We start from the raw sequence: 25,473 nt of genomic DNA on the forward strand, positions 1-25,473 counted from the left end.
TCTATATCATCAAGCCCCAGGGCTTCTCGGAGGCCCTGGGACTTGATGTCCGCCTGTAACAAGAGTGCGCGCACCTCATCTGGTAGGTTTAAATGAAGGGGCAGGCCCGCAAGTCCACCCCAAATCCGTCTTGCTGAACTCGTTTCAGCATCTCTCTGCCATTTTGACACTCAGATAATGTAACTTATTGAAAACAAAGTCTATATTTGTTTACAATACAAACAAAGTGTCATGTTTTTTTACAGACCCTCCTCCAATTTGAAGCTAAAAGTTATTAACTCATTGATTTTATTAGATAATGTACGTGGCACGCTTCTTGCAGTAAGAAAAGGAAGGAGGCATTGGGAGAATAGGCCTTTCCAACCTCACACCATCATAGAGAGATTTAACTCTTGATAAGATATGAAGGAGACTTTAAATGATGACATATACATCTAAAATTTTGATTCTTTTTGCTCTGATATTCATGGTTGGGGGATTGACGCAAAGGGCAGAGGCAGCCCTCTCTATTCATTACACCAGTGGTAATGGCTTTGCCTGGGCCAACCCTTTTCATAATGATTTATTGAATAAGACTTATAGTGACCAATTGGCGGCGATGGCCCCCGATTATACTTTCGCGACATTAGACCAGGTCAAAGCCGCGGCGGTTTCCGATGGATACGGAGGAGACCTAGCCGGAGTGACCAGTTGGTTGGCAGTTAAATTTTTTGCAGGCGTCAATCCGAGTGATAGCGGTGTGCCATGCGGAGCCCCTGATGGTTGTGACATAAGATTGGGCGACAGAGTTGGCACATTTTATGGGTACGCGCTCTACGCGGACTTCGGGATATATGATTATGATGTGGCGAGCGATATTTATGTTGGCAATAGTTATTATAGCATAGGCGCCCTTGTATTCAAACAGGCCCCCGAACCGACCCTCACGCTCCTTTTAGGAGGCAGTCTCATGGGGCTGGGCTATGTGGCTTATCAGCGCAGGAAGGCTTTGGCTTAAGGAGAAAGTCATATCTATATCATCAAGCCCCAGGGCTTCTCGGAGGCCCTGGGACTTGATGTCCGCCTGTAACAAGAGTGCGCGCACCTCATCTGGTAGGTTTAAATGAAGGGGCAGGCCCGCAAGTCCACCCCAAATCCAGCCTTTCCATCGCTTGAGATAGGACTCAAGAGAAAAAGGCTTTTTCGACCTTTGATGCTTTAAGGTCTGACCTTTCCTCTGTTGCTCTAAAAGCTGAGCCAATTTCTCTTGGAATGATTTGAAGTGTCGATTCGATGGGCTAAGCTTTCCTTTGTAAAAGGCATAGCCCAAAAAATCAAATCCGCGTGCAATCCGGCCAATAGTGGTCTTATCCGGATGGCATATCATGTTTAAATCAGTAAAAATTGTCTTTAATTCTTTGATGGCTTTCTTTAATCTCCATCTTGTTTTGGTCATGATGAGAATATCATCCATATAGCGAATATAAAAAAGATTCTGCTTTTCAAAATGCTGATCAAGCTCATAAAGATAAAAGCTCGCAATTAAAGGAGAAAGAGGACAGCCCGCAGAGATCCCCCGCTCAATATCTTGGTATGTCCCGCCCCATTCAACAACCCGCTTTAAGTAAAACCATAAAAGGCGCTGGAGTCTTTTATCTTTGACATAGGCGCATAACTTCTCATAGAGAATCACATGATCAATTGATTCGTAATAAGAATGAACATCAGTGCGAAAGACAAATTGATAAGGGGCTTGATGAGTAAAGACCTCTTCAACGGTTTGCTTCAGACCCCCATGGTTCTTAAGATGCGTGCAGCGAGAGGAGCTTGGTAAAACCTCCGCCAAGGCGCAAGACAGGGCTTTCAGAACAACGGCATCTCTGGCTGACCAGAGCAACACAAACTGCCCATCTTTTTTCTCAATCTTTTGCTGCGGCGCAAAGCTAAACTCATCCTGAGTGAGTTCTTTGATCAGCTTTGTCTTTTCTGTTGCCCAGTATCGCTTCAGATCAAATATATCCCCATGGTCCGGAAAACGATCCCTTGTTTTGAAAAGATGCTCAAAGGATGGCTCGATGTGCTGAAGAAGCTGTTTCAAATGGTTTTTAAGGGTTGTTTTTGTTTTGCATTGTCAAGAAGGAAGAGACAAACTCCCTCCTCAAAAGCGGACATTTCTATCTTGCTCAAACAGGACATTATCATTTTGCTGCTACAATAAGAACTATTCCCTTGCCTCTATCTTGAATCCTTTTTAGGATGAAAGAAAACAGGATGATAAAGTGGAAAGTTTAATTTTTGAAGCTCTCAAATATCCAATCGTTATTCTTTTACTCACCGGGCTTCTCGGCGGTATTGTTGCAGGCATGCTTGGTGTTGGCGGCGGCATCATTATTGTGCCTGTTCTCTACTTCCTTTTAAAATCTCAAGGATATGAGCCTAATGTCATCATGCATCTTGCTGTTGCAACATCTTTATCTGTGATGATTGTCACATCTATTTTTTCGACGCATGCGCACTACAATAAGGGCGCGATCAAAATGAAAATCTTCAAACGCTGGGCTCCTTATTTGGCTTTTGGTGTTTTGGCTGGCTCTCTTTCCTCTCGCTATTATTCTGGCTCTGCTCTTGTCATCCTTTTTGCAATTTTTGCTCTTCTCTCGGCTGTCCGGATGGGATTTTTCCCCTCACAACCCTATCTCAAAAAGAAACACAGACCTATACGCCGATTCAAAGGACCCGTGCGATACCTCGTCATTTTTTCTGTTGGCTTCTTTTCATCACTCATGGGGATCGGCGGCGGCACCTTTACAATCCCACTTCTGGTCCTCATGGGATCATCCATGCATCAAGCGATTGGAACCTCTGCGAGCTTTGGATTGTTTATTTCATTCTTTGGCACCTTTGGTTTTGCTTATAGTGGATTTCCTGAATATGGATTTAATTGGCCTCAACTTGGCTATATACAACTAGACAAAGCCTTATGGCTTTCAGTCACATCAATGATTGGAGCCAAAATCGGAGCTTACCTCACTCACAAAACAGACCATCTTCTATTACAACGTCTTTTTGCTTTCTTTTTAGGGCTCACTGCCCTTAGAATGGCTTGGGACTTTATAAAGGTTTGGATTTAAATGACCGCACTGCTAAATCTCTGGGAAAAAGATACTTACATTCACACGCCTGAGGAAGTGATAACCGCACTTACAGAAATCAATAGGCTTTTCATCAATAATAACATCGATGAAGCATTTGTGCTATGTGCAAAAGCTCTAGAATCCTACCCACGCAACAGAGATGTCCTCATCCGCATGGCATCTCTCTATGATGCAAAGCGCGACTATCGAAACTCAATCATCATCCATTTAAGAATGATACGCCTTTTCCCGAATGGAACCAACCTCTCTGTCCATTTGGGCATCATTATGAAAAAACATGGTTGGTATCGTTTTGGCATCAATCGTTCTTTACATTGGATGAAAAGCGTCAACCAAAACCTAACTGATCTCCATCACTATCCAACCTTCTGGATGGGTGAAGCACTCACCCACAAATCAATCCGCATCCATGCAGATCGTGGATACGGAGATCTGATCCACTTTTTTCCGGTCATCTTTGATTTGCTCGAGCGTGAAAAAGCTATCGTCCATCTCCATGCTCGCAAACCCATTCGCACCTTATTTGAAGGATCATACCAACATCCTAATCTCTTTTATTATGAAGACTCATCTGAATTGCCTCATACAGATTATTTCTCTACCTATATCTCAGCCTTCTATGCCTTCTTCCTAAAGAAAAATCAAAAATGGGCTGAGATCGATTGGCACATCGACTATCTTCATCCTTCTCAGACGCACCTCACCAAATGGAGTCACCTTCTTACCAAAACAAATAAATATAAAATTGGACTCTGCTGGGCAGGATCTGCTGAGCATGAACAAGATGATATTCGCAGCTTCCCTTTAGATGAACTCATCCCTCATCTCGACTCTTTTCAATCTCACTGTGATTTTTATGCATTGGGACTCCGGCAAGATGACAAATGGGAAAGAAAAAACCCACAAGGCACCATTCAAGTTCATGATCTACGAAAAAACATCATTGATTTTCAGGATAGTGCTGCTTTTATCAAACAATTAGATTGCATTATTTCTGTTTGCACGGCTGAAGCTCATCTTGCAGGAGCCTTAGGGGTAAAAACAATCTTGTGTCTTTCTTATGACCATTGCTGGCGCTGGCCTAAAACAGAGGAAAAAAGCCACTTTTATCCATCCATTGAGATCATCAGGCAAGAACAATACGGTAATTGGAAGAGTGTCTTTACTAAAATTAAGAGTAAATTAACATTACTTCGTTAAATAGTAAGATAACTACAAAAATCACTTGTCGATCACGTAGAAACAAGTAATGATTAAACATAAGATACGTAAAACAGGATATAGGCCATGAAAAAGACCCATCTTAAAACTTTTACACTTATAACAGCTCTCTCTTGCGCACCAATCTCTGCAGCTCTTGCGGATGAATATCAAGCCACTGCACACAAAGCCTCAGAGTCTCCGAATAGCTCATCATTCAGACAGAGTGATCTTCATCTCTATATTAGCGGTTATGTAAAATTTTTAGCTGGTTTTTATGATTCAAAATATCAAAACGAAAACCACCGTGAGTTTTTAACGGCCTCCGAAATTCATTTTGATGCTGTTCGTGAAGCTGCAAATGGCGTTGAGTATAGTGCTTTTATTCAACTCAGAACATCGACTGATGATAGATTGAATGCAGATAAAGTACATATGTCTGTCAAGACAAGATGTGGTTTAGTTGATATGGGTGATAATGATGGCGCTTCTGATTTGCTTGCTTACTATGCACCTAATCTTGGTTTTGGTCAAGCTGTTGATGGATTCGGACAAAGCGTTGATGCTGACTTTACAAGCTTTGTTGATGGAGCAAGTGCTGCTCAAATTGGTCCAAAAGCGCTTGATACTGAAGCTGCTACAAAAATCACGTACCTCAGCCCTAGATTATATGGACTGCGTGTTGGTATTTCCTATGTTCCTGAATTTGACAAAGGGGAAAATATTGTCAGAACCAAAAGAGATGACCTCAGTGCCACATCTCCAGGTCCATCACAAAACCCACAGGCATTGAATCGTAATTTGATAGATTATGTACAACCAAATCAAGATGGCAACAGAGACCCAAATAACGACAACTTTACACGCGGCAATTCAGAAGCCTTCTTCACACGTTCATTTAGAGACATTATTGAAGTTGGCGCTAACTACAATAAAGAATTCAACGACGTCATGTATCGAATCTCCGCTGGTTATGTACACGGGGAAAACAAAAAACCAACAACAGCTGCTGACCGCAGAAAAGACATCAACGCTTGGAGTGTTGGTGCAGAAATTGATTTCAACAGAAACTTCCGCATTGGGGGATCATATGTTGACAATCAGCATTCTGGTCAATTAAAAAGACTCCACAGTCAAGATCGTAAAGCCTTCAACTTTGGTGCTGTTTATGAATCTGGCCCATGGGGTGTTTCTGGTAACTTTATTACTGAAGATCTAGGCGGTTCTAACACACATGGATCTGGTAAATATAACGCTTTCGGTTTGGGCGCAACTTACCAACTTGCACCTGGCATCATGGTTGGATCTGACTTGGTCTTCTATGAAAGAAAATTTGGTCGTGATCCTGCAAATCCATCAAGAAGCATTGCACCGAGCGGACTACCCGCTAACAAGCATAAAGACAAAGGTTATGTATGGCTTGTTGGTACTGAACTCGACTTCTAAGATAAATATAAGAGCTCAATCAAGTAACAATTTTATTGTAGAAATGGCCCCCTCAAAGGGCCTTTTCTATTTTAATTTGTAAAAATGCCAAAACACCTTAATAAATTCTTAAAATATCACTTGATTATTTTAATTTATGTGATATTATAACTAAACAAAATTATATTTATTATTTTAATAAATAAATTCGAGAAATCTTAATTTTACAATCGTGTATAGCACATCGGATGATTTCATATGAAAAAACAAGCAATTATGCTCTTTCACGGCCTTTGGAGCACACCGACTGAATTTGGTTTTATGGTTAAACTCTTAAAAGCAAAAGGCTTTGATGTATTAACACCTCAAGCACGCACTTATGGGCAATGCGATGATGGCCCCCTTACAACGACGTACCATGATTGGATCAATGAAGTAAGGGATCTCTATCTAAACGCCAAAAAAGAATATGAGACTGTCTATGTCAGTGGCCTTTGTATCGGTTCATCTCTCGCTTTAGCGCTTGCGGCGCTTCCTGATTTTGACTCAGAGAATGACATGATCTTCAGCCTTTCAGCCACAATGCATTTCGATGGCTGGGACATTCCTTTTGCTGGAGAATATTTGTTTAAAGGCTTCTACTTTTTCCATCGTTATTTTAATTTAATGCCAAACTGGCGCTATGTTGAAGATGCGCCTTATGGTATCAAAGATCCTAAAATGCAGAGATTGATCCGCATGAGTTTTCGCAATATGACAAAATCTGAGGAAGACTCTTACGCAACACCAGCTCGATATGTGCATCAGGCCTTAAAGCTTGGCAAATATCTTAAAAAGAATCTGCAAAAAATAACTGCACCTCTCTTGATTTGTCATGCAAAAGAAGACGAGACAGCGAGTCCACGCAATGCTTGCATCATTGAAAACCTTGTCTCATCAGCCATCTCACGAAAGGTTCTGCTCAAAAATAGCTATCATATGATCACCCTTGATAGCGAAAGAGAGAGACTTGCTCATGAGATTAGTCACTTTATTGCTTTTGTGAATGAAATGCGCTCATCAAGAGATGTAAAACAAAAGCAAGAAGCCAACCGCAATCAATTAGCAGCATAGCTAAAATCCCCATACCTAAAGCCTAATGAAAGAGCTACTATCTAACGAACACGCAAGAGTAGACCATAAAAAACCCCGGTCTCTGCCGGGGTTTTTTACGGTTTCCAGTCCTAACTTTTAGAAATCAACACGTGTTCCAAAGATCCACACATCGTTTGTGTCTTTTGTTTTTCCTGCTGTAAGAGCGCTTGGCACGTTATAAGCTTTACCAGGATTATTAAATGTACCTGTATTTTTACCAAACTTACGAACAGCATGGTTATAATCTAAACCAACTTTAATACCAGGTGCGAGAGAGTAGAATCCACCAACACCAGCAGCATAGAATGTACCATTGCCTTTTGTTTTACCGTAGTTCTCACCAATATAGTTTGCACTTACACCCCAGATATCTGTTGCATAGCCTAAACCAATATTCCATGATTGACGCTTTTGTGCTTTAAAGTGTTGTAATTGTCCAGATTTCAAATTATCAACAAAACCACCGCCAATGATATAGTTTCTCCAAGAGGCTTGAGCACCAATCTGATAGGCATTAATATCATGACGCTTACCTGAGAAATTTGGACCTCTCAGAGCAATATTTTTCATGTTTGCATGTGTATAAGCAGCTGACATTTTGAAATCAACATCGTCAATCTTTGTATTATAATTCAAACCAAGCTCAATAAAATCTTTAATCGATTTTTTGAAGAATTTTTTTTGTCTACCAACAGCTTGGTTATCGCCACCATCCGGAGCAAGAGGATCATAACCAAATGGCTGAATGTAATCGATCAAAATATCATTACCTGGCAAATCCTCACCTGCAGCAACTGTGAAAGCTTCATTGCCATTACCTGGCTCTATGCTTGTCATGTCAGAATTTTTTGTCCGAACAATATTTTCACCATTATCAAACTCAGGCGTATAAGAGATACCAAACTGAGCACCATACATACGTGGCGTGAAGTATGTAATTTTGGTTGAACGGCTACTGTTGAAAGCTTTTGGACCGATTTGTGTTGCACTTGCTGGATTCAAGAAATCATCTAAATCACTGTCAACAGCCTGACCAAATCCAATTGAAGGTGCGAAAAGAGCCATTGCAGCACCCGCGGCATCATCATCACCTAACTCAAGACGACCTAGTTTTGATTCGAGCCAAATGTTTGCTTTATCAGCTTGCGTTGTTTGATCTGTTGCTGCCAATAAACGGATTCTTATACCGTACTCAAGACCATTTTCTGCAGTATTTTTCCACTTTCCTTCCAACTTTGATTGTGTACGTGCATCACGATGATTCTCGTTCACAAAGTCACTATCATAAAAGCCGAGTTCAAATTTGACAAAACCACCGATATCAATCTGATTTTTTGCAAGAGCTGTGCTTGACATCAAAGCAGTTAGAGCCATCGTACTGAGTAAAACAACCTTTTTATTCATTGAAAATCCCCTGATAAATTTGTAGGTAAAATTACCTGAAGTCCTTTATCACTTATTTCTTAGACAGCCGCAAGTACTATTCTTCACTATTTGTTCATTTATTCTATTTTTGTTGCACAAAAACAACAGTCAGGCTTTGTGAGCCCTTATCTGCAAAATCAGCAGAAAAAGCGCATTAATCAAAAGGATAGCATTCCCCTGATGAAGCATGGCCGCCAAAATCGGCACTTGATAAATCAGGGTTACAATCCCGAAAATCACCTGAAGACTCACAAGGGCTAAAACAAGATAGGCTAGCTTTAAACGATCAGTTTTAATCAACAAAATTGATAGGCTCAAAAGCCCTCCGAAAGTGATATAAGCCAACATCCGATGCATAAATTGAACCCCGCCCGTGGTCGTCAGGACAATCTCGGAAACCTGCCCCTTACCACGAAGTTCATCAGGCAAAAAGTGATCATTCATTAAAGGGAAATTATTATAGATCAGCCCTGCATCAAGCCCTGCCGTAAAAGCGCCCCACAAAATCGTCAGACAGCAAAGCGCAAACAGACCATAAAGATATTTCAGATAACGCCTACTCCTGTGTGTAGCCCCCTCAAAACTCACAAATTGAAACATTTCATAAACAAGAAAAAGCAACAACAGAATTGCCATTGACAGATGTGCGGCGAGCCGAAAATGACTCACATGAGGATCATTCACAAGTCCACTTTTCACCATAAACCAGCCTAAAAAACCCTGCAATCCCCCCAAAGCAAAAATAATCCAAAGCCTACATTTGTGCTTTACCGCGATTGGTGCTTTTAAGGTGAAGTACAAAAGGGGCAACAAGAAAACAAGCCCCATTAATTGACCCCAAAAGCGATGAAACCATTCAAATAAATAGATTCGTTTATAATCGGCAAGTGTCATCCATGCATTAATTTTAATCGCCTCAGGCGAGGTTTTATATAAATCAAAAACACGCTCCCATTCAGCAAGAGATAAGGGCGGGAGAAAATGAAGCTGCAGCTTCCATTCAACCATTGAAAGACCTGAATCGGTAAGTCTTGTGATACCGCCTAAAAGAACCATGCAAAATACCATGATCCAGCAAGTCAATAGCCAATAAAACAAGGCTTTATTTATGGGATGTTTTGGTGTATAGTGCATGTTATATCTATTATTGTTCATTGTCGGCAAATTTTTGCTTCATCATAAACCGCTTTCTGTTGATTGGCGATCTTTTTTTGGAAAAAAATGACTCAGGCTCTTAATTTCAATTTCACACACCAAAAACTTCATGAACGACAAGGCCTTATCGAACTCGATACCCATTTTCTTGCCTATCTGTCTGATCAAAATGCAGAGCTTTCTTCTGCCCTGCAGCTTGCACGCGCACATCATCAAACACTCTCAGGCAAGGAAAAAAGCGAGCTCATCATTGCGCTAGGCCCTTATCTTGATGCCTATATGGCAGATCTTTTCATGATTCAGGATCCTCTCAACTCCCTTGCTCAAAAGCACACAAATCTTGCCTATTTCTACCAGGTCAAAAGACTTTTCATCCAGCGTAGAGCTTCACGTCATTTAAAACCAGAAGCTATTGTAGACCTTGATATTGCACATTTAGATCAACAAATGCAGGCTCTCTTCCCACAGGGTTTTGATGAATATATCTTCGCTCAAAAAGCTTTTGCTTTTCTTGAATCCAATCATACAGAAGATCCCACCGTTGAATCACTGCTTTTAACGTACGGAGCTTTTGCCCTCTCTCACCCTATCGGTAGAGAACGCCACCGCAAGGGCCTGCTCTTTCAGCAACCTCTCAAAATTGATTTTGCTCACCTTATTCATCCTGAGAAATCAACTGACGGAAGCATCACAACCTATAAAGCACCACAATCTGATATCAGACAGAGACAAGGTTTTGACTTAACTGATCCAGGTGTTACGCTCGAGCGTGCTTTGGACCAGGTTCATTACTGCATTGGCTGTCATCATCAAGAGCGAGACAGCTGCTCAAAAGGACTCACCGATCGCAAAACGGGTGAGTTTCAAAAAAATCCTCTCGAGATAGATCTGCTTGGCTGCCCTCTTGAAGAAAAAATTTCTGAGATGAATGAACTCAAAGGCCAAGGAATTGTGCTAGGCGCTCTTGCTGTCATCACAATTGACAATCCTTTGTGTGCTGCAACTGGACACAGAATCTGTAACGACTGCATGAAGGCCTGCATCTACCAAAAACAAGAGGCTGTGAATATTCCAGCCATTGAAAGCCGCATTCTACAAGACGTTCTCGAGCTCCCATATGGTTTTGAAATTTATAGGCTCCTCACACGCTGGAACCCCCTCAATTTTGAACGGCCTTACCAGAAAGAAGAATCTGGGTACAAAGTTCTGATCGTTGGCATGGGGCCCTCTGGCTTTAATTTAGCGCATCATCTTTTACAAGAAGGACACCAAATCGTTGGCATTGATGGCCTTAAAATTGAACCTCTTCCCGAAACTTACATCAAGAACCCAATTGAGCATATTTCAACAATCCGCGAAAATTTAGGATCACGCGTTGTTGCTGGATTTGGAGGCGTTGCAGAATATGGAATCACCGTTCGCTGGGATAAAAACAATCTCAAAATCATCCGCATTCTGTTAGAAAGACATGATGAATTTCATCTCATGGGGGGTATTCGCTTTGGCGGAACGCTCACAGCCGAGCAAGCTTTTGAGTTAGGCTTTGATCACATCGCTCTTTGCACAGGGGCAGGCAAGCCTCATTTCATTGAGATGAAAAATGCGTTAGCCTCTGGCGTACGGATGGCCTCTGACTTTCTTATGTCTTTGCAATTGACAGGCTCTGCAAAAAAAGACTCACTTGCCAACTTAGATCTTCAACTCCCTGTTATCGTGATTGGTGGCGGCCTTACAGCAATTGACACTGCAACGGAAGCTCTTGCCTATTATCCCATTCAGGTTGAAAAATTCTATAACCGTCTTGTCGATCTTTTCGGGGATGCTCATCACCCTAATGCTTTATCACTCTGGACAAATGATGAAGAAAAACGCATTGCGCGTCTTTACATCAACCATGCTGAAGCCATCAAATCTGAAAGACAAAAAGAAAACCCAGATATCCTTTCACTCTTACAATCATGGGGCGGCGTAAGACTTGTCTATCGTGGCCCTCTTGAAAAAGCACCAAGCTATCGCCTCAATCATGAAGAAGTTGAATTCGCCCTTCAAGAAGGCATCTATATATCTGATAATCTAAAACCGTCTGAAGTCATCACAGATGACTTTGGTCATGCCGATAGCCTCATCGTTGAATCATCCACAGATGGCACAAAACACACTCTATCAGCACGCACAATTTTAATTGCGGCAGGCACACAGCCCAACACTGTTTTGGCGCGTGAAAATACCTCTGTCTTTTCTCTCGATGGCAAATTCTTTCAAGCGATTGATGAGTCAGGCAATCCTCTCTCTCCAGATAAATGTGCAAAACCAAAATCAATTGATGTCTTTACGCACCGAACACAAGATGGTCGCTTCATTTCCTTTTATGGAGATCTGCATCCCTCTTTTGCCGGCAATGTTGTGAAAGCCATGGCAAGTGCAAAAAGAGGCTACCCCATCGTCAGTCAGATTCTGAGCACACAAGCGCCACGTCAAATGGATCTTCCTGATTTTGTGGAGAGCTTGACAGCAAAAGTGCACAAAGTCATTCGACTCACGCCCACCATCATTGAAGTGATTGTCAAAGCTCCAATGGCAGCTAAGGCTTTTGAGCCAGGCCAATTCTACCGCCTACAGAACTTTGAGATGAATGCTCCTCTCATCGCCAATACAAAAATGGCAATGGAGGGCATTGCCCTCACAGGTGCTTCTGTTGACCGCGAGCAAGGTCTAATCTCACTTATTGTGCTAGAGATGGGTGGCTCTTCCGATCTCTGTGCGCTCTTAAAACCAGGTGAAGAGGTTGTCCTGATGGGGCCAACGGGCGAGCCCACACACATCCCCCGTAATGAAACTGTCTGTCTTGTTGGTGGCGGACTTGGCAATGCCGTTCTCTTTTCTATCGGGCAAGCCATGCGTACAAAGGGCTGCAAAGTTCTTTATTTCGCAGGTTATAAAAAACATGAAGACTGCTACAAAATGGATGAGATTGAAAAAGCTGCCGATCAAGTGATCTGGTGCTGTGATGAAGCAAAACCAATCGCCCCAAATCGCGCACAAGATCAGTCATTCACTGGCAATATCATTGAAGCAATGTCAGCCTATGCAATGGGTCAAATGGGTGCTGGCTCAATTGACCTGAAAACAATCAACCGGATGATTGTGATTGGCTCAGATCGCATGATGCATGCTGTTGCAAAAGCAAGATATGGCGCTCTAAAACCATATTTAAATCCAAAACACTTGGCGATCGGATCCATCAACTCACCCATGCAATGTATGATGAAAGAGATTTGCGCACAATGTATTCAGCTTCACACAGATCCTGTTACCGGCAAAGAATCAATTGTCTATAGCTGCTTTAATCAGGATCAATCTCTTGATGCTGTTGATTTTTCTGTCTTGAACAAGCGCCTATCACAAAACAATGTGCATGAAAGACTGACAGCACAATGGATTACGCATTGTCTAGATCATATTGGTACCAATTTTGGACAAAAAATAGCTTAGAGCCTGTTAAAAACTTCGAAGAAATTGAAAACTGTCATTGCGAGGAATGCCTCGTCGTAGCGTAGCGAAGACGGGCTGACGTGGCAATCTTTTTCCTTAGTACAATGAGATTGCCACGCCCTAAAGGGCTCGCAATGACGAGCGTGTTTACCATCGGTGGCTCTGAATGACGGCACTCATTCATCTTAGAATGGTGAATTATTGAAATCTCACTTCGGGTGATAATTCACAAAGGTTACCTGATAGGCTTTTTGCTCTTTCTTGTTCCAAGCAAAGACGATCCGCTCTGGAATGGCATCAGAAACTCTAAATGAACAAATCCGGCAGCCATTTCTCTCCCATGGCTTTAAGTGATCAACGCCAACTAGACCACCAAGACCTTTTTTCAATTTCTCAAATTTACGAACTTTTTTGAATAATTTCAGATCTGCTGAATCTGCAAACTCATTTAAAAGATCTTGCACCAATTGCGTGTATTCTCTGGCCTCTCTTTTGCCTTCAAAAATCTCTTGCGTGCCCTTCTCAAAGCTCGCAATCCGCCCATAGGTTTTAACAGGCTGCGTCTGATTTTCAGCTGGTAAAATACCAGCTGCGATCAGCTCTTCTTTTGTGTAAAGTTTTGAGAGTCTTTGACTTTTTCGGAGCTCATGCTTCTCTTTTTCTTTAGCCAATTGTTCTTGAGTTTGCTGAAAGTCCAATTTTAATGAGCTTCTTGAAAAAGACCTGCTTAAACGTCTTTCAAGTGTCACGCTCTTTCTCTTCTCTTTTGCTTCAGCTGCTTTAGCTTGCTCTGCTTTAACAGATCTTGTGATTGAATCAGGTTCTGTAGAAACAGGCGCATCAGGGATCGAAGCAAGCTCTAACCGACGTGAAGCTCTCTTTTCTGCTTTTTCAGCTTGACGTTCTACTCGTGCGCGTTCTTTCTCAGCTTTCTTCAAGGTTTGTGCTACATCTCTGACTGCTGCTAAAAAGGTATCTGCAAGGCTCTTCATTTCGTTTAAAAGCGGCCCTGTGATAGGATGCCCATTCTTAACTGATTCTTCTATTTCTTTAATTCTCTTATATGACTCTATCTCAAAAGCAGATCCCATCATTCTTAGCCACCTATCTTGAAGCGCCTCATAATGAGGTATCTCCTTCTCAAGAGGCTTCAACATAGCATCAAATTTTGCCTTAAAGGAACTCTGAAGTTTTGCCTGTGCTGCTTTCTTATCTTGCTCTAAATCCGCTCTCATTTTTGCTAGAGAGGCCTCAGCTTTTGCAGAGCCTTGCTCCTTTGCTTTTTGATACCAAACCATCGCTTCCCTCAAATTTTTTGGCACACCTTTTCCATGATGATAACAACTTGCTAGGCTCATTTGAGCCTCAAGATGTCCTTGCCCTGCCGCTCTTTGATAGCAAGCAAAAGCATTAGCTAGCTCTACTTTGAAACACACACCTCTTTCATATAGAGTCCCTAACCTATACTGAGCTTCAGCAAATCCGGCATTTGCAGATTGTGCATACCAATTAAAAGCACTCACAAAATCTTGCTCATCCTCATATGTAACACCTAAATAATATTGAGCGGTCATATTATTTTGATTTGCTGCTTTTGTATACCAATCACGTGCCAATGGAACATTTCGGACAAGACCATTTTTTCCATAATAGTAAAAATTTCCGACCTCTATTTGAGCTTCAGCATATCCTTGATGAGCAGAGCGTTGAAAAAAATCAAAAGCTAAATTTATATCCGATCCACCAATTAAATACTCATTAGCCACTGTATATTGAGCTTCTGGATGCCCCTGATCTGCTGCTTTTTGATACCAAGAATAAGCTAAGCTTGCGTGCTCGTGCCCAAATTCCCCGTGTTCATAAGCTCTCGCTAAAGCAATTTGAGCCTCTGCAAAACCTCGCTTGGCTGCTCTTTCTAACCAAACCACCGCCTGTGTCCTATTTATAGACGCCTTATAAGACTCCCCCTCCGGAACATACCTGAAAATCCTCAGACCTAAGGCGCATTGTGCTACGGCAATACCCATATTGGCTGCTTTTTTATAAAGAGATAAAGCCTTTTTCTCATCTACTTTAACATTTTTCCCAGTCTCATAGAAGAGCCCCATAGTAAAGACTGCAAATGCAAAATTGTTTTTGCACGCTTTCTCCAATAATGAAATCGCCATCTTAGAATCATAATGATGGTTTTGCTTTTCAGCATCTGTTACGTCTTGAGGCAAAAATTCTTTTGACACTAAAAAGGAACAAGCATCTAAAAATGCACTTAGGCCAGAAAGAGTTGAAAATGAATGCGGCATCTGTGCTCTCTGCGATGGCGATACATATACAACTGGCCTGTCAAACATCTCCATCGTGCGACTATTCAACTCTGATTCTTGAACTGTAACTCTTTTGGCACCAGGCTCCAAAGTAACTACTGATGCTGATTCAAAATTATACAAATAAAAATTGATGGTTCTTACAGATGAGGTATCGTTAATCGTGTGTGTCATTTTAAAAATATCCTAATAAATATATTAAATGATATATACTATAAAGGGAGATTTAAGTCAAACATTTAATTAAACATGTCACGACATCAAGATGTCTTCGTCTTGAGTCCTTGAATCTTATGAGCAAGAGCTGCTTCAAGGAATAAATCAATCTCACCATTCAAAATCGCTTGCGTATTCCCTGTTTCAACTTGTGTCCGTAAATCTTTGACAAGCTGATAGGGATGCAATACATAAGAGCGAATCTGGTGACCCCACCCGATATCTGTCTTCTGAGCTTCGACCCCTTGCGCTTCAATCTCACGCTTTTGGAGCTCTTGTTCATAAAGACGGCCTTTCAGCATTTGCATCGCTTTGGCTCTATTCTTATGTTGTGAGCGTTCTTGTTGGCACTGGACAACAATTCCTGTTGGCATGTGCGTAATACGAACCGCAGAATCTGTTGTATTTACGTGCTGACCGCCTGCACCGGATGATCGGTATGTATCGATCCGCAAGTCTTTTTCTAAAACTTCAATCTCAAAATCATCATCAATCACCGGACTCACCGCCACACTTGCAAAACTTGTATGACGTCTTGCATTGCTATCAAAGGGGCTAATCCGCACCAAGCGATGAACACCCGATTCTGTCTTGAGCCATCCATATGCATTCTTGCCTTTGATCTGGAGCGTGACAGATTTAATACCTGCCTCATCGCCAGAGAGCTCTTCAAGCCAATCAACCTTATAGCCCTTCAAATCTGCCCAACGTAAATACATCCGCAGCAAAATCGATGCCCAGTCCTGAGCCTCTGTCCCGCCAGCTCCTGCATTGAGTGAAATATAACAGTCATTTGCATCCGCTTCACCTGAGAGCAATGTTTCAAGCTCTAACTTTGCAATTTTCTGTCCAAGCGTTTCAAGGGCCTTTTCAGCTTCTTCAACAATGCCTGCATCGCCTTCCGCCTCACCCATCTCGATCATATCAATCTGATCTTGCAATTCCTGTTCGATTGCTTTTTGCGCATTGATTTTTTCTTCAAGATGATTCAAATCGCGCATAATAGTTTGCGCTTTTTCAGGATCATTCCAAAGATCTGGTTTTTCGGTCTCGGCTTTTAACTCGGCCTGTGTCTTGAGTGCGTGATCCCAGTCAAAGATGCCTCCGCAATAAAGTGAGTGATTCTTTGATCTGATTTGCGATCTTTTCCATTTCAGCGCGCATAACTTATTCCTTTAGGTTTTAACCAAACGCGTCATTGCGAGGAAGGCTCTCGACGAAGAAGAGAGCCGACGCGGCAATCTTGCTTAAAAGGAGATTGCCACGTCGCAACAAGTCGCTCCTCGCAATGACGAATTGATGTTTTCATTAATATATAACCAACCAACCGATAAATCAATAGTTTGAGCTAGTATAAACCGCCGGTGCCAGTCATCACATCACTATCATCTGGCTCAACAACAATTTGAGATTCAGTTGGCTCGGATGGTAAAACTTGCGTTTCTTGAGACTGCATCTCATTCTCTCTGGTCAGCTGATCCACAGCCTCTTGCTCTTGCGCTTTTTCTTCAAAGCCATCCAGAATCTTTGTGAATCCTGGCTTTGGTTCTGTCCCTGGAATAAAGGCTTCCCAGATAAAGTTTTCACCTGCTGTTGCAAGGCGTCCCGTTGCAGGATTCACACGCACTTGTCTCAAACCAGAAGGAATTCTGAAAGGCAGATCATCTTCGCCTTTTAAAGCTTGAGCCATAAAATTCTTGAACACAGGTAAGGCAACGCGCGAGCCTGTTTCTTCCGATCCTAATGATCTTGGCTCATCATATCCAACAAAAACACCGACCACTAAGTCTGGCGTAAAGCCAATAAACCAGGTGTCAAAATTCTCATTTGATGTTCCTGTTTTACCCGCTATATGACGACCCAATTCCTTTATTCGAACGCCTGAGCCTCGCTGTATAACGCCTTCAAGCATCGAGATCATTTGATAAGCGTGCTTGGGATCACAAACCTCTTCCCGTGTATCAGCAATCACAGGCACTTGCCATGGCCGATTAAATGAACCTGTCTCTTCTGGCAAAAGTTCACTCATGAGGCAATTTTGACAAGCTCTTGTCTCATGCTTATAAATTACCTTACCTTGCCTATCTTGCACTTTGTCAATAAAAGTTGGCGTGATTTTCTTCCCACCATTGGCAATCATGGCATAGCCTGTTGTCATTTTAAGCAGGGTTGACTCACCCGCCCCCAAAGACATCGAAAGCATCTGAGGCATCTCATCAATCACGCCGAAATCATGCACAAGCTGGGCAATTTTTTCGAGCCCAACATGATGCGCAAGTCTGACTGTCATTAAGTTTCTGGATTTCTCAAGTCCAACCCTTAAAGGTGTTGGACCATAAAATTTCTTTGTAATATTTTTAGGCGTCCAAGCTGCAAGACCTGGACCTTGATTGAATGAAAATGGTTCATCCAAGATGAGATCTGACGGCGTGAATCCCTCTTCAAGTGCTGCTAAATAAACAAAAGGCTTAAAACTCGAACCTGGTTGACGCAAGGCTTGTGTTGCTCGATTGAACACACTTTGCTTGAAGCTATAACCACCAGACATGGCTAAAATACGGCCTGTGTGAGGATCAAGCACAATAATTGCCCCTTGTGCTTTTGGCATTTGGCGAAGTGCATATTGCCCCTTACCTAATTTTTGCGTTAAAACCACATCACCTTCAGTGAGCACATCTTTGACAGATGTCACAGCTGGCCCCATTCTTGAGTCTGCTAATGCTTTTCGTGCCCATTTCAAATCATCAAGAGCAATCGTCCCTTTGGTTTCATCAGGAAAGATTAAGTGCGCTTTATCAGGCGCAACAGATGTGACAATGGCAAAATGATAGCCGGGCGATAGATCAAAATTTGCCTCCAGATCTTGAACAGGTTTCAATTGACTAACTTCATTTACATGCGAAATTGGACCACGCCATCCATGCCTCCTGTCATATGTCTCAAGCCCTTCACGCAAGGCATGATGTGCAATATTCTGGTAAGCAGAATTAAGCGATGTTCTCACTGACAATCCATCATTGTAAAACACATCTGGACCATAAAGCTTCACCAGCTCACGGCGCACTTCTTCCACAAAATAATCAGCCTTGGTTACGTCTGATCCTTTTCCTTGAGGCAGAGTAATTGGCAAGTTTGATGCCTCTGCTGCAATATCCTGAGCCAAATGACCTTCTTCTACCATGCGCTGCAAGACCCAGTTTCGGCGAATCAAAGCGCCTTTCATATTGCGCTTTGGATTATAATTGTTTGGCGCCTTCGGGAGCGATGCTAAAAAAGCGGCCTCTTCCACTGTTAGATCTTCAAGGGACTTGTCAAAATAATTCAAAGCGGCAGCTGCAACACCGTAAGATCTTTGCCCAAGATAAATCTGATTCAGATACAATTCCAAAATCTTATCTTTGCTATAGGTTTGTTCTAATTTTAGCGCCAAAAGCATTTCTTTGATTTTACGCACATAAGAAACTTCATCTGTTAGAAAGAAGTTTCTCGCGACTTGCTGTGTGATCGTCGATGCACCTTCAGGTCTTTTGCCTGTTGCATATTTTTTCATATTGGTCAAAAAGGCACGCGCAATGCCTGAAAAATCAATCCCAGGATGACTATAAAAGCTTTTATCCTCTGCAGATAAAAAAGCATGAATCACTTCTTTTGGAATCTCATCAATCGGAACGAAAATCCGATGCTCAATCGCAAACTCATCAAGCAATCGTCCATCACCAGCATGGATCCTTGTTGAAATCGGAGGCTCATAAGTTGCAAGACTTGAATAGTCTGGAAGATCTTCATTAAAATGAAGAATGACCAGCATTGCACCAACCATGCCGATAATGCCGAACAAAGAAATTGCTGAAATCAAAAAAGAAAAAAAGCGCATATTTAATACCTAATCATAATCTATTGAGATGAAAGAAGACCTGCCTGCTGAGATGACTGCCCACCATTGAAAAAAGCATCAACAGAAGACGCAATCAACTTCGATAGTTTTTGTTGATGACTTGCTGTTTTCAACAATTTACAATCCGTTGAATTTGATAAATACCCCATTTCAATCAGAACAGATGGAATATCGGGCGCTTTCAAAACAGCAAAACCAGCTGACCTATTTGGCTTTGTGAGTAAAAGCGATTCTTTCCCGACTGTTTTCACAACATGGCTTGCAAATTGACGCGACTGATTCATCGTATCTCTCTGAGCCAAATCAATCAAAATCCCTGCAACTTCTTCATTCTCAGTTGAAAGATCCATCCCTGCAATCACATCTGCTTTATTTTCGCGCGATGCCAATAATTCAGCTTCCTTATCTGACGCTTTTTCAGACAATGTATAAACCGATGCACCCCTTGTGCTTTTTTTCCCGACACTATCAGCATGGAGCGATACAAACAGATCAGCCTTTGCTTTTCGTGCAATTGCAACGCGCTGCTTTAAAGGAATAAAAACATCTGTCTCGCGTGTTAAAACCACATTGTACTTGCCTGTTTTCAGAATCTGTTTTTTGAGCTCTTTTGCGACAGCAAGCGTTATGTTTTTCTCATAAGATCGATCAACACCAATCGCGCCTGGATCAACACCACCATGTCCTGCATCAATCACAATTGTTTTTTTCCCACTCGCATGCCCTTTTGAAGGCGGAGCCGATTGCGGCGCTTTGTGTATCGAGCCTATTTGCTCAGTCTGCTGAATCATTGGTTCTTCAACCTTAATCAGAGGCGGCGCATTCTCTTGGGGAGCAATCGGTTTCAATTTGGAAGCTGGCGCCGGAGCTGTTGGAACTAGTACTTGCTTTGGCTTTTCAAGCTCAGCCTTGTTTAAAAATTCAGGCTCGGATACAGTTGATGGTTTCTGCTGTGCTGTTGCAACTTTTGACGTTTCATGTAACTCAGGTACTTCTACCGCTTGGATTTGACCTTGCTGAATAATTTTTTTCTCATTTTTAGTAAATTGATCAGCTGAAACAGCTGTCACATCAACCACAAAACGCTTCCCCTTTTGAGCTGATTCTTCTTTAACAAAGAAAGCATTTTCAACCAAAACGGGCCTATCAACCTCAAGCACAATACGGGTAATGTTTTCATTAAAAAGACCATAGCGATAGCCTTTGATCATCCCCTTTTCACGCACCGTATCGGCTGCTTTCCATTCAAGAGCCGGAAAATCAATCACAACGCGGTAGGGATTTTTGAGCATAAAAACTTTATAACCGGTTTCTTGTGAAATATTCATCACAAACCGTGTTTTATTAGGATGAACACCAAGCTTTACATCTTGAACCACAGGACGCTGCGTTGCTGCATCTGTATCATCACCTTCAATTGGCACAAAAAGAACAATTAAAAAGACAAGCAACACCGAAGACTTCCTTAGCTTGCTGCCGAGAAAAGAGCAGAAACCAGCTGAAGCTCTCCAGATCGAATCCAGGTTATAGTGATTTGTCTTGATCATTTCGACTCATGAAAAGGTATTTAAACTCAGAAAAAGGAATGCCCTACTATCTCCTAATTTCATGAAAACAGCAAGAGAATTGTTTTTTCTTACCGATCTTCAACAAGCATAATATCTGCTTGCGAAGCTCTTTTTTTGCGTCTTCTTTCAAGTTTCGCTTCACTGATAATAATGTAAAGTCCACTTGCAATCACGACCGAACCGCCAAGAAGTAAATCTTGGGTTGGAACATCCCCAAAAGCGATATAACCAACAATCGCACCCCACAGAATTTGAGTATATTGGAAAGGTGCTAAGATCGCACCCTCCACTCTTTTATAGGCAGAGAAGATAAAAAGATCTGCAAAGCCACAAAGCAATCCCGCAAACGACAATCTTATAAAGTCAACAAAACTTGGCATCACAAATTGCGGCAAACAAGTCAGACCCGCAACACACAAAATCACAAAGTTACTGTAAAAAGCAATAGAAAGACTTGATTCTGTACGCCCTAAATAGCGCACAATGATAATTCCAAATGAAATGCCAATAGCAGCACCCAATGGTCCAAAAGCAGCATAGCTAAAAACTTGATCCGGACCTGGTTTTAAAATCAACATAACGCCAATAAAACCAACAATAACAGCAAGCCATCTTTTAAAACCAACAACTTCTTTCAAAAAAATAACTGAGAAAATTGAAATAAAGAAAGGCGCAGAAAATGCAATAGCATAGGCCTCTGCCAAAGGCATCTGACTATATCCGTAAAAGGCTGCAAAGGTTGCTCCAAACATAATAAGGCCTCTCGTCAAATGCAGTTTCACATTTGTTGTCTTGAGACATTTTCCACCATCCATCCGGAAGGCCATCATTACAATTGGAAAGAGAGCGAATAGAGCATTAAAGAAAATGATTTCACTCAAAGAAAATTCATCACTCAAATCCTTCACAATTGCATCCATAATGGCATAAATAATAAAACCAGTTATGACAAACAATATGCCCTTTAAAACTTTCGTGTCTTTAATTTTGTTCAATATCATTTTTTGTCCTTCACGTGACGAGTATAAACCTCAATATCAGAAAAATACAAGATCTATTCCTAGTTCATATATTTACGAACAAGAACGGGTGTAACTGGCCTACCATCAGCAATTTTAAAAGCATCCAGAATCATCTGCGCAGCCTTTTCGAAATCCGCCTCATCCTTCGCATAAATCATCGCAAGTGGTTTTTGCTCTGCAGGATCAGAACTCACAAAATCAGAGATAGCTGCAACATGATCAAAACCAACAGAATGATCAATAACATCGTCAGCACGCCTGCGTCCACCACCTAATTCAATCAAAGCAAGACCAATGTCACGCGTTTGAATCTTTTGCACATACCCTGATGTTACAGGATAAACAGGACGACATATTGGGGCCAGTTGCAAATAATGCTTATATCTTTCAACAAAATCAAGAGGCCCACCCATTTCATGAACCATTTGAGAGAAAACCTCTAAGGCCTTACCAGACATCAATGCCTCTTCAACTGCCTTAAACCCCTCTTCTGCATTATCAGCAAGACCAGCTTGAACAAGCATTTCAGCACAGAGAGAAAGCGTAATTTCTTTCAAGCGAGGACAGAGGTTCTCGCCCTTCAAGAATTCAACTGATTCAATCATCTCAATGGCATTACCCGCTGTGCGGCCCAAAACTTGGTCCATATCTGTAATCAAAGCTGAAGTCTTAACACCAGCCATGTTTGCAACATCAATAATCGAGCGTGCAAGAGCTTCTGCCTCAGGCATTGTTTGCATAAAAGCACCCGAGCCAACTTTCACGTCCATCACCAGAGCCTCAAGACCAGCTGCAATCTTTTTTGAGAGAATCGAAGCTGTGATCAAATCAAGGGATTCAACTGTTCCTGTCACATCACGAATCGCATAAATACGTTTGTCTGCTGGCGCTAAATCTTGAGTCTGCCCAATAATCGAGCAGCCCACTTTCCGAACCGTGTCTTTAAATTTATCCCACCCAGGATTTAACTCAAACCCAGGAATAGCTTGAAGCTTATCATAAGTTCCGCCTGTATGACCAAGTCCACGTCCACAAATCATCGGCACATAAGCACCACAAGCTGCAACAATCGGCGCTAACATAATGCTAACCTTATCACCCACCCCTCCTGTTGAATGCTTATCAACAATTGGACGATCAAATCCATCCCATGACAATACGGCGCCTGAATTTGTCATTGCCTTTGTTAATGAAACGCGTTCTGGCACTGATAAACCCTTGAAAAAAACAGCCATGGCAAAAGCAGCCACTTGACCTTCTGTGATTTTTTCAGTCGTTACGCCTTTGATAAATTCTGCAATTTCTGAATCTGATAGTTCAAAGCCATCGCGTTTGCGGCGAATCAATTCTTGTGGGATCATGCGTCATTCCTTATAAATATCAAAAAGAGATTTAGGCTCTTCATTTGGTTTTTAACAAGGTCTCACATTAGGCCATAAAATGCAAACAATTCTAGCGCTTAGATGCAATTATTTTTTCAAGCAATTGGCTTGCCCCGATCCGGAACAATTTCGGCTGAATATAATCAGCTCCCAAAATGCTCTGAACAAGCTGAACATAGCTCAAAGCCTGATCAACCTCACGGACGCCGCCTGAAATTTTAAGCCCCACATTTGCGCCACTTTCCGCAATTGCTTCCGCCATAACGCGAACAGCCTCAAGACTTGCCCCTTTTGCAATTTTTCCGGTCGATGTTTTGAGCATATCGCCGCCGCCCTGAATCACATCAAGCGAAACGCGCTTTAACAAATCAAGATTGTCAAAAGCACCACTTTCTAAAATAACTTTCAACGGAATTGAGTTTGGTAGCTGTGATTTTATGTTCACAATCCAAGTCTTTAAATCAAGATTCGCGCCTGATAAAATTACCTGATAGGGAATCACGATATCAATCTCCGTTGCTCCTTCATTCAAACAAAAAGCAATTTGATCACGAATCTCTTCATTTGTCATTTTTCCAGAAGGAAAATTCACAACCGTGGCAATTTCAATTGAAGTCTCCGCCAACCGACTTGCTGCTTCTGCGACAAATTCTGGCCAAACACAAACCGCGGCAACGAATGGCTTAATACTTTTTGCTTTCTCACAAAGTGAAACAAATGTTTCATGCTGAGGCGGATCCGATAAATCTGTGTAATCCAAACAAGACTGAATCAAATCTAAATCTATTGTCGCTCTCTCAAGCATTGCAAACCCTCACTGTTTAATATCATGCTTATAATAAGCACACATCAATTTTTCAAAAACCTGTCTACCTAACTGAGCATCTTCTAAAGTCCGATCATGACTGATTTCTTCACCAGGAACCATACCTGTGCCATAATTCACAACAACGGCAAAACCAACAACATCTAAACCACAATGTCTGGCAATCAGGGTATCTGGCACAACAGACATGCCAACAACATCAGCTCCCATACCTCGCAACATTTTGATCTCAGCTTCTGTTTCAAAAGAAGGACCCAAAACAGATACATAAACACCTTCTTTCAATGGCAAATTAATTGTATCAGCGGCACCCATAAAAGCTTGTCTCAGTTCAGGATGATAGGCATTGCCCATGGGCACAAATCTTGGACCATAGGCATCATCATTCGGGCCCGACAAAGGATTCAAGCCGAGCATATTAATGTGATCTGAAATCATCACAAGAGAGCCTGGGGCAATGTCATAATTCAAAGATCCAACAGCTGCCGTTGTGACAAGACGCTCACACCCGATTAATTTCAATGAACGAATCATTGTTTTTAACGCAGCGCGTTGATCTCCTTCATAAAAATGAACACGGCCTTTTAAGCAACAAACGACCTCTTCTCCTAAGTATCCACAGACGAGTTCAGCAATGTGTCCACCCACACCAACTGCAGGATAGCCTGGAATATCAGCGTAAGAAATCACGATTGGATCGCGCAATAAGTCAGAAAAAGCTGTGAGGCCTGAGCCTAGGATAAAAAATGTTTTCGGCTTTCTATCGCCAAGGAGCTCTTTTAATCGAGCTGCTGCCAGTGGCGCATAATCTTGATTTGTCATTTTCACTTTACCCGCTTATAAATTTTCAGGACCAAAAGAAAGTGGTAACAAATCTTCGATCGTCACCGTTTTTTGAACACCGTTTTTCGTGCTCAAATAAATTTTGGTCTGAGGCGTTGCAAATTCACGAATCTTTTGTCGGCAAGCACCACAAGGCGTGCAAAGTAGATCGACATTTCCACTATCACAATAGACCAGAATCTCAGAAATCTCGCGATCACCACCAGCCACCATCGCTGTTATTGCAGCACCTTCTGCACATTGAGCCAAAGAATAAGACGCATTTTCAACATTGGTTCCGATATAAATCGTCCCACTTGCTGCTTTTAAAGCAGAGCCCACTTTAAAATGGGAATAGGGTGAATAAGATTTTTCACTTACTTCTTTCGCTTTTTGAAACAATAAATCCATTGTACCTCCTTTCAAATATAACAAATACAAAACAAATCATACAAC

The 25,473-nt window shown here is 41.8% G+C and carries 18 protein-coding genes; 6 read left to right on the forward strand and 12 right to left on the reverse strand.

Features of this window, described 5'->3' with window-relative positions:
• Positions 1 to 418: 418 nt before the first annotated feature.
• Positions 419 to 997, forward strand: a complete 579-nt coding sequence (locus KBF71_02065; protein ID MBP9877102.1) for a hypothetical protein — start codon at positions 419 to 421, stop codon at positions 995 to 997.
• On the opposite strand, the gene KBF71_02070 is transcribed toward KBF71_02065, so the two are convergent.
• Positions 935 to 2,077, reverse strand: a complete 1,143-nt coding sequence (locus KBF71_02070; protein MBP9877103.1) for a group II intron reverse transcriptase domain-containing protein — start codon at positions 2,075 to 2,077, stop codon at positions 935 to 937. The genes KBF71_02065 and KBF71_02070 overlap by 63 nt on opposite strands.
• 181 nt (positions 2,078 to 2,258) lie before the next feature.
• On the opposite strand from KBF71_02070, the gene KBF71_02075 reads away from it, so the two are divergent.
• The 4 genes from KBF71_02075 to KBF71_02090 all read left to right on the forward strand — a co-directional run bounded on the left by KBF71_02075 (position 2,259) and on the right by KBF71_02090 (position 6,872).
• Positions 2,259 to 3,110: a sulfite exporter TauE/SafE family protein gene (locus KBF71_02075; protein ID MBP9877104.1), complete on the forward strand. Its 852-nt coding sequence runs from the start codon at positions 2,259 to 2,261 to the stop codon at positions 3,108 to 3,110.
• The gene (locus KBF71_02080) at positions 3,111 to 4,334 is read left to right on the forward strand and encodes a hypothetical protein (protein MBP9877105.1); all 1,224 of its coding nucleotides are present in this window, start codon (positions 3,111 to 3,113) and stop codon (positions 4,332 to 4,334) included. It begins immediately after the preceding gene.
• An 87-nt stretch (positions 4,335 to 4,421) separates the two neighbouring features.
• Positions 4,422 to 5,780: a porin gene (locus KBF71_02085; protein ID MBP9877106.1), complete on the forward strand. Its 1,359-nt coding sequence runs from the start codon at positions 4,422 to 4,424 to the stop codon at positions 5,778 to 5,780.
• A 237-nt stretch (positions 5,781 to 6,017) separates the two neighbouring features.
• Positions 6,018 to 6,872 (forward strand): alpha/beta fold hydrolase, encoded by an 855-nt coding sequence (locus tag KBF71_02090; protein MBP9877107.1) that lies wholly within the window; start codon positions 6,018 to 6,020, stop codon positions 6,870 to 6,872.
• A 117-nt stretch (positions 6,873 to 6,989) separates the two neighbouring features.
• Here KBF71_02090 and KBF71_02095 read toward each other — a convergent pair whose 3' ends face one another.
• Together KBF71_02095 and KBF71_02100 are read right to left on the reverse strand one after the other, a co-directional pair.
• Positions 6,990 to 8,297 carry a porin gene (locus KBF71_02095; protein ID MBP9877108.1) on the reverse strand — a complete coding sequence of 436 codons (1,308 nt, stop codon included), beginning with the start codon at positions 8,295 to 8,297 and terminating at the stop codon, positions 6,990 to 6,992.
• 129 nt (positions 8,298 to 8,426) lie between these two features.
• Positions 8,427 to 9,374 (reverse strand): COX15/CtaA family protein, encoded by a 948-nt coding sequence (locus tag KBF71_02100; GenBank protein MBP9877109.1) that lies wholly within the window; start codon positions 9,372 to 9,374, stop codon positions 8,427 to 8,429.
• A 165-nt stretch (positions 9,375 to 9,539) separates the two neighbouring features.
• Between KBF71_02100 and KBF71_02105 the strand changes: the two genes are divergently transcribed.
• Positions 9,540 to 12,965 carry an FAD-dependent oxidoreductase gene (locus tag KBF71_02105; protein ID MBP9877110.1) on the forward strand — a complete coding sequence of 1,142 codons (3,426 nt, stop codon included), beginning with the start codon at positions 9,540 to 9,542 and terminating at the stop codon, positions 12,963 to 12,965.
• A gap of 209 nt (positions 12,966 to 13,174) precedes the next feature.
• On the opposite strand, the gene KBF71_02110 is transcribed toward KBF71_02105, so the two are convergent.
• The 9 genes from KBF71_02110 to cdd form a co-directional block, all read right to left on the reverse strand.
• Positions 13,175 to 15,460 (reverse strand): SEL1-like repeat protein, encoded by a 2,286-nt coding sequence (locus KBF71_02110; GenBank protein ID MBP9877111.1) that lies wholly within the window; start codon positions 15,458 to 15,460, stop codon positions 13,175 to 13,177.
• An 86-nt stretch (positions 15,461 to 15,546) separates the two neighbouring features.
• A protein-coding gene (prfB, locus tag KBF71_02115) for a peptide chain release factor 2 (GenBank protein ID MBP9877112.1) occupies positions 15,547 to 16,666 on the reverse strand; the annotation gives its coding sequence in 2 pieces (ribosomal slippage) (positions 15,547 to 16,596 and positions 16,598 to 16,666; 1,119 coding nt in all).
• Positions 16,667 to 16,850: 184 nt separating this feature from the next.
• Positions 16,851 to 19,376 (reverse strand): penicillin-binding protein 1A, encoded by a 2,526-nt coding sequence (locus KBF71_02120; GenBank protein MBP9877113.1) that lies wholly within the window; start codon positions 19,374 to 19,376, stop codon positions 16,851 to 16,853.
• 20 nt (positions 19,377 to 19,396) lie between these two features.
• Positions 19,397 to 20,944, reverse strand: coding sequence for an N-acetylmuramoyl-L-alanine amidase (locus KBF71_02125; protein ID MBP9877114.1), 1,548 nt, complete (start codon positions 20,942 to 20,944; stop codon positions 19,397 to 19,399).
• An 89-nt stretch (positions 20,945 to 21,033) separates the two neighbouring features.
• A complete protein-coding gene (locus KBF71_02130) occupies positions 21,034 to 21,966 on the reverse strand; it encodes a DMT family transporter (GenBank protein ID MBP9877115.1) in 933 nt (310 codons plus the stop codon).
• A 59-nt stretch (positions 21,967 to 22,025) separates the two neighbouring features.
• Positions 22,026 to 23,348 carry a thymidine phosphorylase gene (deoA, locus tag KBF71_02135; protein MBP9877116.1) on the reverse strand — a complete coding sequence of 441 codons (1,323 nt, stop codon included), beginning with the start codon at positions 23,346 to 23,348 and terminating at the stop codon, positions 22,026 to 22,028.
• 91 nt (positions 23,349 to 23,439) lie between these two features.
• Complete coding sequence (deoC, locus tag KBF71_02140; GenBank protein MBP9877117.1) at positions 23,440 to 24,174, reverse strand: deoxyribose-phosphate aldolase; 735 nt, start codon at positions 24,172 to 24,174, stop codon at positions 23,440 to 23,442.
• Between the two features lie 9 nt (positions 24,175 to 24,183).
• Entirely contained in the window at positions 24,184 to 25,017 is an 834-nt protein-coding gene (locus KBF71_02145) for a purine-nucleoside phosphorylase (GenBank protein ID MBP9877118.1), read from the reverse strand.
• Positions 25,018 to 25,032: 15 nt separating this feature from the next.
• A complete protein-coding gene (gene cdd / locus KBF71_02150) occupies positions 25,033 to 25,428 on the reverse strand; it encodes a cytidine deaminase (protein ID MBP9877119.1) in 396 nt (131 codons plus the stop codon).
• Positions 25,429 to 25,473 lie beyond the last annotated feature (45 nt).

It is taken from the genome of Alphaproteobacteria bacterium, from assembly GCA_018063245.1.
GTDB lineage: Bacteria > Pseudomonadota > Alphaproteobacteria > JAGPBS01 > JAGPBS01 > JAGPBS01.

Bases quoted from the DNA above. Each gene is read 5' to 3' on its own strand.
- KBF71_02120 (MBP9877113.1), bottom strand. From the start codon at position 19,376: ATGCGCTTTTTTTCTTTTTTGATTTCAGCAATTTCTTTGTTCGGCATT.
- KBF71_02145 (MBP9877118.1), bottom strand. From the start codon at position 25,017: ATGACAAATCAAGATTATGCGCCACTGGCAGCAGCTCGATTAAAAGAG.
- KBF71_02105 (MBP9877110.1), top strand. From the start codon at position 9,540: ATGACTCAGGCTCTTAATTTCAATTTCACACACCAAAAACTTCATGAA.
- deoC (MBP9877117.1), bottom strand. From the start codon at position 24,174: ATGCTTGAGAGAGCGACAATAGATTTAGATTTGATTCAGTCTTGTTTG.
- KBF71_02065 (MBP9877102.1), top strand. From the start codon at position 419: ATGATGACATATACATCTAAAATTTTGATTCTTTTTGCTCTGATATTC.
- KBF71_02130 (MBP9877115.1), bottom strand. From the start codon at position 21,966: ATGATATTGAACAAAATTAAAGACACGAAAGTTTTAAAGGGCATATTG.
- KBF71_02080 (MBP9877105.1), top strand. From the start codon at position 3,111: ATGACCGCACTGCTAAATCTCTGGGAAAAAGATACTTACATTCACACG.
- deoA (MBP9877116.1), bottom strand. From the start codon at position 23,348: ATGATCCCACAAGAATTGATTCGCCGCAAACGCGATGGCTTTGAACTA.
- KBF71_02110 (MBP9877111.1), bottom strand. From the start codon at position 15,460: ATGACACACACGATTAACGATACCTCATCTGTAAGAACCATCAATTTT.
- KBF71_02095 (MBP9877108.1), bottom strand. From the start codon at position 8,297: ATGAATAAAAAGGTTGTTTTACTCAGTACGATGGCTCTAACTGCTTTG.
- cdd (MBP9877119.1), bottom strand. From the start codon at position 25,428: ATGGATTTATTGTTTCAAAAAGCGAAAGAAGTAAGTGAAAAATCTTAT.
- KBF71_02085 (MBP9877106.1), top strand. From the start codon at position 4,422: ATGAAAAAGACCCATCTTAAAACTTTTACACTTATAACAGCTCTCTCT.
- KBF71_02090 (MBP9877107.1), top strand. From the start codon at position 6,018: ATGAAAAAACAAGCAATTATGCTCTTTCACGGCCTTTGGAGCACACCG.
- KBF71_02100 (MBP9877109.1), bottom strand. From the start codon at position 9,374: ATGGTTCTTTTAGGCGGTATCACAAGACTTACCGATTCAGGTCTTTCA.
- KBF71_02125 (MBP9877114.1), bottom strand. From the start codon at position 20,944: ATGATCAAGACAAATCACTATAACCTGGATTCGATCTGGAGAGCTTCA.